The organism is Trueperaceae bacterium (assembly GCA_019454765.1).
Lineage (GTDB): Bacteria > Deinococcota > Deinococci > Deinococcales > Trueperaceae > JAAYYF01.
On record JACFNR010000037.1, the window covers coordinates 15,036 to 29,351 of the forward strand.

General features: G+C 74.1%; 13 protein-coding genes. 12 read left to right on the forward strand and 1 reads right to left on the reverse strand.

The window, feature by feature from the left end; genetic code table 11:
* The first annotated feature begins 188 nt into the window (after positions 1–188).
* The gene (locus tag H3C53_10120) at positions 189–2,144 is read left to right on the forward strand and encodes a bifunctional diguanylate cyclase/phosphodiesterase (protein ID MBW7917021.1); all 1,956 of its coding nucleotides are present in this window, start codon (positions 189–191) and stop codon (positions 2,142–2,144) included.
* A gap of 16 nt (positions 2,145–2,160) precedes the next feature.
* Here H3C53_10120 and H3C53_10125 read toward each other — a convergent pair whose 3' ends face one another.
* Entirely contained in the window at positions 2,161–3,210 is a 1,050-nt protein-coding gene (locus H3C53_10125; GenBank protein ID MBW7917022.1) for an endonuclease/exonuclease/phosphatase family protein, read from the reverse strand.
* A gap of 93 nt (positions 3,211–3,303) precedes the next feature.
* Here H3C53_10125 and H3C53_10130 point away from each other — a divergent pair, with 93 nt between their 5' ends.
* From H3C53_10130 to H3C53_10180, 11 genes are all read left to right on the forward strand, one after another.
* Positions 3,304–5,370 carry a heavy metal translocating P-type ATPase gene (locus tag H3C53_10130; protein ID MBW7917023.1) on the forward strand — a complete coding sequence of 689 codons (2,067 nt, stop codon included), beginning with the start codon at positions 3,304–3,306 and terminating at the stop codon, positions 5,368–5,370.
* 318 nt (positions 5,371–5,688) lie between these two features.
* The gene (locus H3C53_10135; protein MBW7917024.1) at positions 5,689–6,171 is read left to right on the forward strand and encodes a hypothetical protein; all 483 of its coding nucleotides are present in this window, start codon (positions 5,689–5,691) and stop codon (positions 6,169–6,171) included.
* The gene (locus tag H3C53_10140) at positions 6,168–7,841 is read left to right on the forward strand and encodes a hypothetical protein (protein MBW7917025.1); all 1,674 of its coding nucleotides are present in this window, start codon (positions 6,168–6,170) and stop codon (positions 7,839–7,841) included. Before H3C53_10135 ends, H3C53_10140 begins: the two co-directional genes overlap by 4 nt.
* A 29-nt stretch (positions 7,842–7,870) precedes the next feature.
* Positions 7,871–8,485 (forward strand): hypothetical protein, encoded by a 615-nt coding sequence (locus H3C53_10145; protein ID MBW7917026.1) that lies wholly within the window; start codon positions 7,871–7,873, stop codon positions 8,483–8,485.
* Positions 8,486–8,545: 60 nt separating this feature from the next.
* Positions 8,546–9,412, forward strand: coding sequence for a hypothetical protein (locus H3C53_10150; GenBank protein MBW7917027.1), 867 nt, complete (start codon positions 8,546–8,548; stop codon positions 9,410–9,412).
* A 155-nt stretch (positions 9,413–9,567) separates the two neighbouring features.
* A complete protein-coding gene (locus tag H3C53_10155) occupies positions 9,568–10,917 on the forward strand; it encodes a hypothetical protein (protein MBW7917028.1) in 1,350 nt (449 codons plus the stop codon).
* Complete coding sequence (locus H3C53_10160; GenBank protein ID MBW7917029.1) at positions 10,914–11,978, forward strand: hypothetical protein; 1,065 nt, start codon at positions 10,914–10,916, stop codon at positions 11,976–11,978. The genes H3C53_10155 and H3C53_10160 overlap by 4 nt, the downstream gene beginning before the upstream one ends.
* A 250-nt stretch (positions 11,979–12,228) precedes the next feature.
* Positions 12,229–12,579, forward strand: a complete 351-nt coding sequence (gene rpsF, locus H3C53_10165) for a 30S ribosomal protein S6 (GenBank protein MBW7917030.1) — start codon at positions 12,229–12,231, stop codon at positions 12,577–12,579.
* Between the two features lie 38 nt (positions 12,580–12,617).
* Complete coding sequence (gene ssb / locus H3C53_10170) at positions 12,618–13,448, forward strand: single-stranded DNA-binding protein (GenBank protein ID MBW7917031.1); 831 nt, start codon at positions 12,618–12,620, stop codon at positions 13,446–13,448.
* Positions 13,449–13,730 (forward strand): 30S ribosomal protein S18, encoded by a 282-nt coding sequence (locus H3C53_10175; GenBank protein MBW7917032.1) that lies wholly within the window; start codon positions 13,449–13,451, stop codon positions 13,728–13,730.
* The gene (locus H3C53_10180; GenBank protein ID MBW7917033.1) at positions 13,727–14,179 is read left to right on the forward strand and encodes a 50S ribosomal protein L9; all 453 of its coding nucleotides are present in this window, start codon (positions 13,727–13,729) and stop codon (positions 14,177–14,179) included. Before H3C53_10175 ends, H3C53_10180 begins: the two co-directional genes overlap by 4 nt.
* The last annotated feature ends 137 nt before the right edge of the window (positions 14,180–14,316 follow it).

A 14,316-nucleotide genomic window follows, 5' to 3' on the forward strand; every position in this document is an offset into this window, starting at 1 on the left:
TACGCCGGGGCGCCGCCGTGTTCCTTGACGCCCGTCAAGTTGGCGCGCTGACGGAGAATGCACTGCCCCTGCCAGCGTGGGCGGGTACAGTTGCGGCGAGAGAGGGCGGCTCGTCCAAGGCCGCGGGGGGCGGCGGGCAGGCGCGGCGGTGTCCAGGGGTGGCGCGCGACGGCGGCGGAGAGACCAACGTGATCGGAGCGGAGCGGACCGCCTTGGGGACCATCCAGCAGCGGCTCGCGCGCTACAAGCGGGTCGTCTACGGGGTCGTGCTCGCGCTCATCGCGGTGGACAACCTGGCCGCGGCCTGGTTCATGGTGGCCGACGTCCCGGCCACCCCCAGGTTCGCCGTCGCCGGCGCCGCGCTGCTCGGCGCGCTCCTCGTGTGGCTCTCCCCTCGCTTCGCCCGGCCGGTGGAGGTCGTCGGTTTCGCGCTCGGCAGCGTCGCGGCGCTGGCGTACTTCTCCGTGACGTTGCAGGGCGACGCGGTCGGTCACGCCGAGGCGATCCGTGCGCTCGGGAACTGGTCGCACCTGCTGTTCGTGCTGGCGTTCCTGGCGTTCGGCAGCCGTCAGGCGCTGTGGGCCAGCCTGGCGCTGCTCCTGGCGAGCGTTGGCTTGACGACCCAGCACGTGCTCGTGGTGGCGCCGCTGTCGGTGAAGGCGGCCGAGGCGTCCGCCGCCCTCGACCTGACGCTGGTGGGGGTGGCGTACCTCATGCTGCTCCACCTCCTCACGTACTCGTTGGAGCGTCGCTCGGCCGTGTTGGCGGCGGAGGAGACGGCGACGAAGATGCTCGCCCTCGACCCGCTGACGGGCGCCGCCAACCGGGCCGCCTTCCACCGCGTGCACGAGAGCCTGGTGCGCGGTAAGGAGGTCAAGCCGTTCGCGCTCTTCCTCCTCGACATCGACGACTTCAAGACCATCAACGAGCGCTTCGGCACGGCCGTGGGCGACGACGTGCTGCGTGAGACGGCGCTGCGGCTCAGGAACGCGCTCGGCGACGACGCGCAGGTAGTGGCGCGGCTGGGCGCGGACGAGTTCGGCATCCTGGTGGCGGGCCGGCTCGACGAGGTGCAGGCCGGCGCCACCGCCACCTTGCTCGAGCGGGTGTTCCGCTTGCCGTTCGCGGCGGGGGGCGGACGGCTGCAGGTGACGTCGACCGTCGGCATCAGCCGCTTCCCGGCCGACGCCGCCACGCTGGCCGATCAGATCAGCCAGGCAGAGGCGGCCGTCGCGGCGGCGAAGCTGTCGGGCGAGAGCTACCGCCTGGCGGCGGTGGCCGCGCGCGAGGCCGAGCGGCGGGCGTTGGCGAGCGACCTGCGGGAGGCGGTCGGCAACGGCGAGCTCGAGCTCTACTTCCAGCCGGTGGCGGCGGTGCACCCGCTCACCTCCGAGGAGCGGGCGGCGGGGTACGTGGTGGGCGTGGCGGTGCGCAGCGCCGAGGCGTTGTTGCGGTGGCACCATCCGCGGCTGGGGCTCATCCCGCCGGGGGAGTTCATCCCGTTGGCGGAGCGGGCAGGTCTCATGGTCACGCTGGGGGAGTGGGTGTTGGAGGCGGCGTGCGCTCAGGCGCGCGCCTGGCACGACGGCGCGGTGGGCACCATGACCGTGAGCGTCAACGTGTCGCCGCACCAGTTCAGCCACCCCGGCCTGGTTCCCGCCGTCGAGCGGGCGCTGGCGCGTTCCGGCCTGTCGCCGGAGCGGCTGGTGTTGGAGATCACGGAGACGAGCTTCGACCAGGCCGTGGTGGCCGAACGGTTGACGCGCCTGCGCCGCCTCGGCGTGAGGGTCGCCATCGACGACTTCGGGGCCGGTTACTCGTCGCTGGGACGGCTCCGGAGCCTCCCCATCGACTTCGTGAAGCTCGACCGGTCGTTCGTGGCGCACCTGGGTGACGACGACGCCCGCACCGACCTGGTGGTGCGCGCCGCCGTTCAGCTCGCGCACGGCTTGGGGGCCAAGGTCATCGCGGAGGGGATCGAGAGCGGCGCGCAAGCAGCGGCGGCGGCCGCGGCCGGCTGCGACTACCTCCAGGGGTACCTGATCGCCAGGCCGGTGTCGGGCACGCAGTTCGGGGCCGAGTGGCGCTCGAACGACTCGCGGCGTTACCTGGCCTCGGCCGGGGCGGCCGGCGTGGTGAACTAGGGCGCGGCCGGTTTGGTCACTCGGGCAGCGCCAGCACGGCCTTGACGGGGCGGTGGTCCGACGCGGCGCGCCACGGCTCGACCTTGACGGCCATGGTGGCCATCTCGGCGGAGTGGAACACGTAGTCGATCCTCAGCAACCAGTCGGGCACGGCGAGGCGCCACGGTCCGCTCTCCGGCGCGCCGCCGTGGAACGTGCTCCCGAACCCGAAGCCGGCCTTGCGCCAGGCGTCGGCGAACTCGCTCGTGAGGGCGCGGTAGGCGCCGCTGCGCTCGGTCGTGTTGAAGTCGCCCATGGCGACGACGGGCAGGTCCGAGCGGCGCGCCAGCTCCACCAGCGCGGCGGCGACGGCCTCGCGCGACGCGACGGCGCGCGCCACCTCGGCCGGCCAGATCTGGGGGAAGCGGGGGGTCGAGAGGTTGTGCACGTTGACCACCAGCACGTCGCCGCGGGGATGGTGGAGGAGGGTGGTCTGCGGGTTGCGCGCCGACGGTCCGGCGAGGTCCACCGGCACCGGCTCGACGGGGTAGGCGGAGAACACGCCGAGGCTGCCCCAGTCGCCGCACGGCGGGCAGGGGGCGAGGTCGACGTACGGGTGGGTGGCGACGAGCAGGGCCGCCAGCTCGACGCCAAGCGCCTCGTTGAGTTCTTGCAGGGCGACGACCTCGGCGCCCGAGGCGAGTATGGCGGCCGCGATGTCGTGGGCGTCGTCGTTACCGGCCCTTACGTTGTAGGTGACGGCGGTGAGCGTGCCGCCCGGGTCGACGGTGGCGGGACCGTCGAGCCGGGCCGGTAGGTACGATCCGAGCCAGAGGTAGGCTACGATGCCAAGCGGGACGGCGCCGGCCCACGCCAAGCGGCGTCGGCCGAGGAGGGCGGCGACGACCACCGCGACCGGCACGGGGAAGTACAAGATGGGGGCGAGGGAGTTGGCCACGAAGAGCCACCACCAGCGGTCGGCGAAGGCGAGGTAGAGCACGAACCAGGCGGTGGGGACGAGGAGGGCGAGAGCCACCAGCGTCGTCAGGGCGGCGTTGCCGAGGGCGGTGACGGCGTGGCGGCGCACCCGGGCAGCCTAACGCCCCCGCTCATGAGCGGGGTGGTGGCCGCCGCCGTCACTGTTCTTGTAATCGGAACGATTCCGAGGTAGGTTGGTCACATGAGCAGCGGCGCCACCCTCACGACCGACGGACTCCTCGCCGAACTCGCCCGCGAGCGGCGACAGGTGCGGCTCTCCGCCGCCTTCACCGGCCTCACCGCCCTCGGCCTGGCCACCGCCATCGTCATCGGCCTCCTCGCCCCCGGCGCGCTGGGTGCCGCGTCCGGCTGGCCGGCAAGGCTGCTGGCGCCCGGCGGCGTGGGCGGCGCCGGGGCGCTGGGCGGCGCGGCGACGGTCGCCGCGCTCGGCCTGCTGCTCGCGTTCCTGGCGGGCGGCCTGCCCGCCGGCATCGCCGCCGGCCGCGCCCTCGTCGAGGAGCGCAAGCTCGACATCGACCTGCTGATGGTGCTGGCGGCGCTCGCCGCCGCGCTGGTGGGGGAGGCGCGCGACGGCGCGATACTGCTCTTCCTCTTCAGCCTCGCCAACACCCTCGAGGCGAACGCCTTCTCGAACACGCGGCGCGCCGTCGCCTCCCTCATGGAGCTGAAGCCGGAGACCGCCACGCTCATGGTGGACGGCGCGCCGCGCCAGGTGCCGGCCGCCACCGTCGCGCCCGGCGCCGTCATCCTCGTCAGGCCGGGGGAGCGCGTGCCCCTCGACGGCGTGGTGCTCGAGGGGGTCTCGAGCCTAGACCAGTCGCCCATCACCGGCGAGGCCGTGCCCGTCGACAAGGGCGTCGGCGACGCGCTGTTCGCCGGCAGCGTCAACGGCCACGGGGCCCTCCGGGTGCGCGTCACCAAGGACGCCTCCAGCTCCACCCTCGCGCGCATGATCGAGCTAGTCACGGAGGCGCAGGCGACCCGCTCCCCCAGCCAACGCTTCGGCGACTGGTTCGGGGAGCGCTACACCGTCCTGGTACTGCTGGGCACCGGCGCCGCGCTGGCGGCGTTCCTGCTCCTCGGCATGGAACGACAGGCGGCCTTCTACAAGGCGGCCACCCTCCTGGTCGTCGCCAGCCCGTGCGCCGTCGTGATCAGCGTGCCGGCGGCCGTGTTGTCGGCGCTGGCCCGCGCCGCCCGCATGGGGGTGCTGTTCAAGGGCGGCGCCGCCCTGGAGGAGTTCGGCGCCGTCGACGTGATGGCGTTCGACAAGACCGGCACCCTCACCCAGGGCCGCATGCGCGTCGCCGAGGTCGTGCCGTTCGGCGTCAGCGCGGCTTCCGTGCTCGAGCTGGCCGGCGCCATCGAGGCCTCCTCCGAGCACGCCGTGGCTCAGGCCATCGTCGCGGCCGCGGGCCGCCCGGACGCGCCGCCACTGGTGGAGGGCGTCACCGCCGTGCCCGGCATGGGCATCCGCGCCACGGTCGACGGCGCAGCCCACTGGGCGGGCAACCGCCGCTTGGCCGCGAACGTGGGCGTGCCCACCACGCCCGAGGTCGAGGCGACGCTCGCCTTGCTGGAGGGGCGCGGTCACACCACGGTCATGGTGGGCGACGCCCGGCGCGTCATCGGCGTCGTCGCGGTGGCCGACACGGTTCGCGCCACCGCCGGCGCAGCCATCCGCGAGCTGCGCGCGCGCGGAGTCGAGCGCATCGTCATGCTCACGGGCGACCACCCCGAGGCGGCGCACGCGGTGGCCGATGAGCTCGGCATCGCGGCCGCCGAGGTGAACGCCGGCCTCCTGCCCGAGGAGAAGGTCGCGCGGGTGCGCGAGCTGGCCGGCGGTGGGCGCGTGGCGTTCGTGGGCGACGGCGTCAACGACGCCGCGGCGCTGGCCGTGGCCTCCGTTGGGGTGGCGATGGGCGTGGCGGGCAGCGACGCGGCCCTCGAGGCCGCCGACGTCGCCCTCCTCTCCGACGACCTCGCGCGGCTGCCGGAGGCGCACGACCTTGCGCGCCGCGCCAACCGCGTGATCCGCCAGAACCTCGCCTTCGCGCTCGGCATCATGCTCGTCATGGTGGTCACCACGCTGGTGGCGAGGCTGCCCCTGCCCCTCGGCGTCCTCGGCCACGAGGGCGGCACCATCCTGGTGGTCATGAACGGCCTGCGCCTCCTCGGCCCCGCCCCGCGGGCCGGGCGAGCCGCACCCTCCTCGGCGCGGGTCGGCGAGCTGGCGCGGCCGGGCTGACCGCCTGCGCGTCCGCTCGCGGGCGCGCGCTGCACCAGCACCCACTCGACCTAGGCACGAGCCCAGCTCCCCCGCCCGCCCCGCCCCCCGTCCCCCTAGCCTCGTGGCGAGGAGGGGAGAGGCGTGCGCACGCAGCGGCAGACAACGAGGCAACAGGCGGCGCGAAGCGCGGCGCGGCACGGTCCGCGGCGCCCACGCCGGCCGCGGCGCCCGGCGGCCCCGCCGGCCCGGTTACCGGCCCCGCCCGCCGCGCCGTCGCGGCGCCGGCCGCGTCCCGCCCTCCGTGCGGTCGCGGCGCTGGCGCTCGCCCTCACGCTCGTGGTCCCCGCGCTCCACGGCGCCCGCGCCGGCCGAGCCTGGAGCGGCGCTCCCTACCCCCTCGACTCCCTCGAGGTCGTGCTCCAGGCGCAGCGCAACGACTGCGGCCCGGCCGTGGTGGCCACCCTGCTCGCCTGGGCGGGCACCCCGGTCCCGCTGGCGCAGGTGACGGCCGCTGCTCGCCTCGGCCCTGACGGCCTGACCCTCGGCGAGTTCGCCAGGCTGGCACGCTCGTTCGGACTGACAGGCGGCTGGTACCACGCGTCGGCGGGGCGGCTAGCGTCGCTGCCCGGTCCGTTCGTCGCTCACCTCAGCGCGGCCGGGTCGGGCGCGCCCCAACTCGGCCACCTCGTGGTCGTGTGGGCGGCCGGCAACGGCGCCGTCCTCGTCTCCGACCCGGCCGCAGGACCCCACGCCATGTCGCTCGCGGCCTTCGCCCGCCGCTTCACGGGCCGCGTCTACCTGCTCGAGGACCCGGCGTGACCGCCGCGCTCGTCAGCGCCACGCTCGTCGCGGTCGCCACGCGGCCGTGGGGCACCGCCGGCCTGGCGTGGGTGGCGCTCGTGCCCGCGTTCCACGCCGTGGCGCGCCCTCCTGGCCGCTCCGCCCTCCGCGCCGGCGTCATCACGTACGTGGCCGCCGTCGGCTTCGCCGCCGTGGCGTACGAGGCCACGCTCGGCCTCGCCCTGGTGGCCTACCCGCTGGTGGTCGGCGTCGCCGCCCTGCCGTTCGGCGCGGCTGGAGCGGCGGCGGCGTGGGTCTCGGGGCGGTCGCGTGCGCTGCCCGCCTGGGCCGCGCTTCCCATCTTCTGGTGCGCCACCGAGGTGCTCGTGCGGCAGGAGTGGCTGCTCGGCCGCTGGGCGCTCCCCCTCTCCGCCATCGGTTACACGCAGTCCGGCACGGCCGCGGTGCACCTCGCGCGCTTCAGCTCCGTCACGGCCGTGTCGCTCGCCGTGTTGCTGGTCAACGGCCTGATCGCGGCCCTCGTCGCCGCCCTGTGGGACCGCCCTGCTGGCGCGTCCACCCACCCCTCAGCACCGCCCCCATCCCTGGCGGCGCCGCGCCTTGGCGCCTCCGCCAGGCTCGCCCCGGCTCGGGCTCGGCCGGCGCTCGTGGGCCTGGCCATCGTCGGCGCGCTCATCGCTGCCGCCTGGCGCACGGCCCCGGCGCCGCCCGCCGCTCAGCCAGGACCGCTCCACGATCCCTCCGACCAAGCTACCGGGCCCACCGACCCGGCGGTGGCGCTCCTGGCGGTGCTCCAACCCGACCTGCCACCCGCGGCTCGCGGTGCCGCCAGGCTCGACGCCGCCGTGGCCGCCGAGGTCGCCGCCGGCCTCGTCGCCCTCAGCACGGCGGGCGCCACCCCCGGCGGCGGCCTCGAGCGGCAGCTACAGGTCTGGCCCGAGGCCATCTGGCCCGCCTGGCTCCCACGGGGCGCGGCGCAGGCGGCGGCCGCGCAACCGGCGGGGGCCCCTGCCCAGCCGGCGGCGGTCGCCGCGCAACGGGCGGCGGTCGCCGCGCAGCTGGCGGCGGTCGCCGGGCAGCTGGCGGGGGCCCCTCCCGCCATCCTGGGCGGCGCCGGCCGCGACGCAGCCACGGGCTCCGCCTCCAACGCGGCGTTCCTCTGGTCCGGCACCACCCTCACGCACGTCTTCGACAAGCGGCACACGGTCCCCATCGCCGAGGACGGCCTGGTGCGCTCCGGCGCGCCCGTGGTCGTGCTCGGAGGCGGGATCCGCGTGGCGCCGCTCATCTGTTACGACGTCGCCTTCCCGGCCACCGTTCGCCTGGCGGCGCGCGGCGGCGCGGAGCTGCTGGCCGTGCTCACGGACGACACCTTCGCGGCCGGGAGCGACGTCCCACGCCAACACCTACGCGTCGCGCGCCTGCGCGCGGTCGAGAGCGGTCTCTGGCTCGCGTTCGCCTCCAACGGCGGCCCCAGCGCCCTCATCGACCCGGCGGGGAGGATCGCGGCCGCCACCGAACCCGGTGAGGCCGCGCTCCTGCGCGCGACCGCGAGGTTGGGGACCGGCTCGACGCCGTACCTCGCGTACGGCGACTGGGTCGGCGTGCTCGCCTGGCTGCTCGTGGCGGTCGCGGCGAGCCTTGCGGGGCTCGAGGGGGGTGGATACCGCCGTCCGCGAGCCACCTGAAGCCCCCTCGTCATCCACCCGGAGGAACCATGAAACGCGTCACCCTGTGGTCCCTGAGCACCCTGCTGCTCATGCTCCTAGCCAGCCCGGTCCAGTCGGCCGCAACGAGCCGGCAAGCCGCCGAAGGCCTCGCGCCGCTCGCGGCCGCCGAGCTCTCCGCCGTCACTGCCGGGGTCTGCCTCAAGTGCGACGAGCCCACCGACCCACCCCCGAAGAAGACCAAGCCCCGCATCCAGACCTACATCTGGGAGGCCGTCAGCTCGAAGCACAACGCCCCCACCGAGCTGCGCCACGAGCTCGCCCGCGACTACGTCAACTCCGGCGCCGCCACCGCGCGCTACTCGTTCACCTACAACGACGAGTGCTCCCACGTGCTCACGAGCGGCGGCGTCGGCGTCTCGACGGGCCTCAACCTGAACGTCGGCACCGTCTACACCTGCGCCATGCAGGACAACTACGAGGTCGTCGTCCCGGCCCGCACCAGGGCCAAGGTGTACCGCGCCTTCATGCGGCAGATCGCGAGCTACACGTTCGCCGAGTACGCCGTCTACACCGACGGCTCCACCGTCGCGACGGGTGCCCGCGACTCGGGCATCGTCGAGACCCGCTACCTTAGGTACAACACGATCTTCAGCCCGCTCTAGCGCGCCGATCGGGTGGTGGGTCCGCCGGGCCCACCACCCGACTCACCAGGAGGGAGAAGCATGCAGCCACCCCACCGTCGGTCCGTCCACGCCCGCCCCCGGGTCCGTCGCCTCACCGCCGGCCTCACGGGCGCCCTGGCCGTCGCCCTGGCGGCCCTCTCGCCTCACGCGGCCGCCTCCGGGTGGGACGCGGGCGACGTCCCCGTCGTGGCGCTCCACTATCAGGACCTCGCGCCCGGCGCGGCCGGCAACATCGTGATCGCCATCGCCAACCCGGGTGAGCCGGACCTGACCGACTTCGCCGCCGCCTCGTCGGACCCGTGCCTGGAGGTGGGCACGCCCTACAACACCGCCTCGGAGGTCTGGCGCGTCCCGGCCGTCGCCACGAGCACCGCGCCGTGCCGCGCCACCGTGATCGTCACGGCCTCCGGCCCCGACACCGCTTGGCGCGGCGCCGCCCTGGTGGCCGTCGCGCGGGTGCAGGACGCCGCGCCCCTCGACGGGGCGACGGGCGTGAACGTCAGCTACTCCTCCAGCACCGACCGCGTCGCCGTCGACGGCTCAGCGCCCACCGCCTTGAGGCGGGAGGACCTCATCGTCGAGAACACGTCGGCAACGCCTATCACGCTCCTGTCGCTCAGCGCCGACGCCGCCCTCGCCGACCTGGTGGGCGGCACCCACGAACGGCGAGCCGACGGCGCCGCCGCGCCAGTCGCGCGGCCCTACCTGCCGCCGGCCACCGAGCTCGGCGTCATCGCGCCAGGCACCACCAGGACGTTCGGCGTGACGGTCGACGAACCGGGCCGCCTGGCGCCGGGCAGGACCGCAGTGACGCTCGGACTGCTGCCCCTCCTCAGGATCGGGGACGCCACCTACTACTTCGAGGGGGTAGTGGTGACCCTCTTCTCGAGCGAGCCGGCCCCATGACCCCCACGACGGGCGCTCCACGCACGGACCACCGCGCCCTCACCGCCTCCGCGCCGCGGCCCCAGCTCCCACGGCTCCACCCCCCACGGCTCCACCTCCCACGGCCCCTCCTCCCACGGCCAGGCCTCCCACGTTCCGGCTCGGCGCTCCTCGCCGTGCTCGCGCTCCTGCTCGTGCCCGTGGCCGCCGCCAACCCCTTGGCGGAACTGCTTACGCGCTTCGACGCGGCGTACGAACCACCGGACCACCTGGTGGCCGAGGCGGCCGACCTCGCGGCCGTCGGAGCGGTGCAGGCCGGCGCGCTCGCGCCGGGCGTGGCCTTCGACGAACGCCTCGCGTGGTCCGGCTATGGCGCCCTCGAGCTGAGCCTGGGGCTGGACGCCGACATCCCGCTCTACTCCGCCAGGGCCGCACCGCGCGCCGAGCTCCAGCGGCACAGGCAAGAGGCGCTCGAGCAGCGCGCCGCCGCCGTGCGCGCGACCGCCCGCGCGCAGTTCGCGTCGGACGTCGTCTCCCTCGCCTTGGCCTCGGAGCTGGCCACGGCCGCCGGCGCCGCCCTCCGCAGGTTCAGGTCGGAGGTGTGGTCGCCACCAGACGACCTCGAGGCCGCCGCCCGACTGCCACCGCGCGAACGCGAACTCCTGTCGCTACACGCCGACGTGGCCGCGCTGGAGGCGTTCGCGCTGGATCACGCCCGGCAGCTGCGAGGCTCGGTGAACCGCGCCTTGGTCGACACAGACCCGCCCCTCATCCCCACGTTCGCCGAGGTCTTCGTGGCGTTCGACCGGACGGCGCCCAGCCTCGAGGCCTGCCTGGCCACCGCACCCGAGGCGCAGGCCGCACGCATGCGCCACCGGCAACGGCTCCTCGCGTTCGAGGCGGACGCCGCCGTGGACCTGGAGGTCGGGCTCTTCGCCCACGTCGGCTACCAGGTCGCGTGGCCGGCGCCCGGCGCCCCGCCCGCGGCGGGCGGCGGACGGGGCGGCCAGACGGCCGCCAGGCTGGGGGTGACGGCCAACCTCGCGTTGCCCGACGGGTGGCCGCTCTCGGGCGCCGCCGGCGTGACCACCGACCTCGCGGGCGCCGAGCAGACGCTCCGCCTCACCTGGCCGCCGGTCAGGCGAGTCCGCGGTCCACAAGACATCGCCGGCGTCACGGCGGAAGCCGACGCCGCGCTGGCAGCGCAGCTCGAGCAGGTCGTGAGCGAGGTATCGCGCCTGCTCCGCACGCACCGCGACGCGCTAGCGGCGCTCCGGGACGCCGAGCTCCGCCTCCTCTGGCTGGCCGCCGACACCGACCCGGAGTCTTTCGCCACCGACCATGGCACGCCGTGGGAGCTCGCGGAGCGACCCTTCGAAGACCCCGTCCGCGAGCTGCACGCGGTGATGCTCCGCGCCGACGTGGCTTTCGCCAGGTTGACGCTACTCACCAACCTCTTCGACCTACAGGTCGCCTGCGGCAGCGGCGAGCTGGGTGACCGGCGCGAGACGGCGCAAGCACGGTGAGGACACCCCGCCCAGGGAGACGAGGCGCCATCGCCGCGCTGGCGACGCTCCTCACGCTGAGCGCAGCCCTCGCCGCCTCCCTGCTGGCGGAGCGCTGGGTGGGCGCCGCCACGCTGCCCCGCTGGCTGCCCGCCGCCCCCTACGGGGTGAGCCGGGCCCTGCACGCCCTGCCGTTCACCCACGCGGGCGCGTGGGAACGCCTCCGCGAGCACCTGGTCGTTGTAGCGCGACAGCCGTCCACCCTGCCTGACCCCTCCCTCGGGCACCACCCCAGCCAGGTCGTCCTGAGCGGCGGCAGCTACCTCGGTTGGACGGACGGTGCCACCGGCAACCTGACGCTCTACGGTCACGCCTGCCGCCCCGCCGATCCGCCGGCCGGCATGCTCCTGACGGTCGCCGGGCGCGAGGTGCCGGTTCCCGCCGACGCCATCCACACCAGCGACCTCGACGTCGGCACGTACTTCCCCGTGCCCGTCACGCGCGTCGAGGCCGCTCTTCCCGCGGGCGAGTACGCGCCCGTCGCGACGGTGCGCTGCCGCTCCGGCGCCGAGTCGCGGCACCAACTCGGCGCGCTGCGCATCGTCGAACTTGCCCCCAACCGCGCCGGCCTCCTCGTCGACGTCTGGGCGGCGCCACTGACCGGCATCTACGCCTACGTGCTCCTCATGAACCCCGGCCCCGAGGCCGTGACCGTCACGCGCGTGGATTACGCCCCCACGGCGGCCGCGACCGGAGAGGTGCTGGCGTACGCCCCGCCCGAGGGCGTGGTGGCGCGCCTCGAGCACGTCGTCGCCGACAGGGACGTCCTGGAGCGTCTATCCGCCGACCCCCACGCCGCCGACCTGCCGGCGACCTGGCCCTCGGCCGCGGCCGCGGACCTCGCGTTGCGCCTGCCCGCCGGCGGGACGGCCATCGTCGTGATCCACTCCGGCTCGTTCCACGCCACGCGGCCGCGCCTGCCGACGCTCTTCCACCCCGTCGTCGGTTACGAACTCGACGACGGCACACGAGGCGCCGTCACGTCGACCAGGCGGACGGCGGCGGGCTGGACGGCTCGCTAGCGCCCGCCCTCCCAAGGCGCACGGCGGGAGTCGGCGCGGCGCGCCGGGCACTCATGTGCTAGACTCTTCATTTGCCGCGCGTTTGTCCGGTTCAGACCGGACGGGCGCGGTGGCGAGCCGATGCTGGGGAGGGCTGCGCGGGCCGAGGTTCGGCCCGGCGCGTCGTGCCGCACCGACCGGGACACCCGTTCGGGTCGGCGCTGCAGCGTCCCGACGGGACCGGAGCCACCAGCCTGGAGGGAGGTGCTACATGTCGAGCACCGTCAAGTACGATCTCAACGTCATCCTCGACCCGAGCCTGACCGAACAGCAGGTCCAGTCGGAGAAGGACGCCGTCGCGCTGCAGGTCGAGCGCGCGGGAGGAGAGATCCTCGCTGTCGACGAATGGGGCATGCGCCGTCTGGCCTACCCGATCCGCAAGGGCAACGAGGGCTACTACCTCATCTACCGCCTACACCTGAGCGGCGAAACCCCCAAGACGATCGAGGCCGCGTTGCGCCAACGCGATAACGTCATGCGAGTCCTGGTCGTCCGGGAACGCCCGGAGTGGAAGACGAAGAAGGAGCCCAAGGCCGAAGGCAAGGCGGAGGCCGCCGCCTAAGGCCAAGAACTTCTGACGAGCAGTTGGGGAGTCACCTGATGGCACGTGGTCTGAACAACGTTTACCTGGTCGGCACGCTGGTCCAGAAGCCGGAGCTGCGCTACACCCCCGGTGGGTTGGCCATCCTGGAGATGAACCTGGCGGGCAACGACAACGTCATCGGTGACGACGACCGTCCTCGCGAACTGGCCTGGTACCACCGCGTCACGCTCTTCGGAGCGCAGGCGGAGATGATGGCCGATCAGTTGGAGGAAGGCACGGCCGTGTTCGTCGAGGGGCGCCTCAACTACCGCACCTGGGAGGCCCAGGACGGTCAGAAGCGCTCGGCCCTCGACGTGAACGCGCAGCGCGTCGACGTGATCACCATGGGAGTCCGCTCGGGGGAGGCCACCGTCGTGGACGCGCGCGGCCAACACCGCCTCAAGGACGCCCTCAACCAGGTGCTCATCGTCGGCAACCTCACGCGAGACGCCGAGATGCGCTCCACCCCCTCGGGCGCGTCGGTCACGCGCTTCGGCGTCGCGGTCAACGAGCGCTTCCGGGGCAAGGGCGGCGACGACCAGGAACGCACCCACTTCGTGGACGTCACGGTGTGGCGCGACCTGGCGGAAGGCTGCGAGTCGCTCCGCAAGGGCGATGGCGTGTTCGTCATCGGCCGGCTCGTCAACGATTCTTGGACCGACAAGGAAGGCAACCGTCGGTTCACGACGCGGCTGGAAGGCCAGCGCGTCGAGTTCATCACTCGCGGTCCCGGCAGCGGTGGAGCCGGCACCCGTACGGAGCGCAGCGTCGCTACCGGCGCCCAGGCGAGATCGTCGAAGCTCGACATCGACGAGGAGTTTCCACCAGAAGAGGACCTACCCTTCTAGATGGCTAGAGAAGCAAGAGACAAGGGCGGCGACCGTCGGCGCCGCGGGGGCGGCAGGCGTGGCCGCAGGCCACGCGTGTGCCCGTTCTGCGCCGGTGAGTACGAGATCATGGATTATCACGACGGCAGGGTGCTGAGGCGCTTCATCTCCGACACCGCCAAGATCCTGCCGCGTCGCCGCACCGGAGTATGCGCCAGGCATCAGCGTCGGCTCGCCACCACGATCAAGCGCGCGCGCATGCTCGCCATCATCCCGATCACCGAGAAGCTGGTACGCAAGTGAACGTCATCCTCCTCGAGCCCGTCGAGAAGCTGGGCGAGGCTGGTGACATCGTCCGCGTCAAGGACGGCTACGCTCGCAACTTCCTCGTCCCGCGGGGGCTGGCGCTGCCGGCCACCAGGTCGAACCAGGCCGAGCTGCAGGCGCGCCTCGCGCAGCGGGCGCGGCAGCTCGCCGAGCGGAAGTCCGACGCCGAGCGCCTCGCCGAGATGCTCGGTGACGCGCACATCGAGATCCGCGTGAAGGCCGGCGAGGGGCGCATCTACGGCTCGGTCGGCAACCGCGACATCGCCGACGCCCTCAAGGCCGCCTACGACGTGGAGATCGACCGCCGCAAGGTGCTCCTGGCGGAACCCATCAAGGTCACCGGCGAGTACGCCGTGCCGTACCGCCCCCACCCGGAGGTCACCATCGACCTGAAGGTCCTGGTCGTCTCCGAGTCGGAGGCCTGAAGGCCAGCCCGGTGGCGCGGCTTCAGCCGCCCCACCAGCAGCGCGGCCGCGATCGGATGTTCCCGATCGCGGCCGCGCTCTCGTTGGGATCGCGGCCCGGCCAGCTGGCCGGGCCGCTGCGCTTCAGCGGAAGCGCT

Coding starts and splice junctions, on each gene's coding strand:
- H3C53_10130 (MBW7917023.1), top strand. CDS start 3,304: ATGAGCAGCGGCGCCACCCTCACGACCGACGGACTCCTCGCCGAACTC.
- H3C53_10145 (MBW7917026.1), top strand. CDS start 7,871: ATGAAACGCGTCACCCTGTGGTCCCTGAGCACCCTGCTGCTCATGCTC.
- H3C53_10150 (MBW7917027.1), top strand. CDS start 8,546: ATGCAGCCACCCCACCGTCGGTCCGTCCACGCCCGCCCCCGGGTCCGT.
- rpsF (MBW7917030.1), top strand. CDS start 12,229: ATGTCGAGCACCGTCAAGTACGATCTCAACGTCATCCTCGACCCGAGC.
- ssb (MBW7917031.1), top strand. CDS start 12,618: ATGGCACGTGGTCTGAACAACGTTTACCTGGTCGGCACGCTGGTCCAG.
- H3C53_10175 (MBW7917032.1), top strand. CDS start 13,449: ATGGCTAGAGAAGCAAGAGACAAGGGCGGCGACCGTCGGCGCCGCGGG.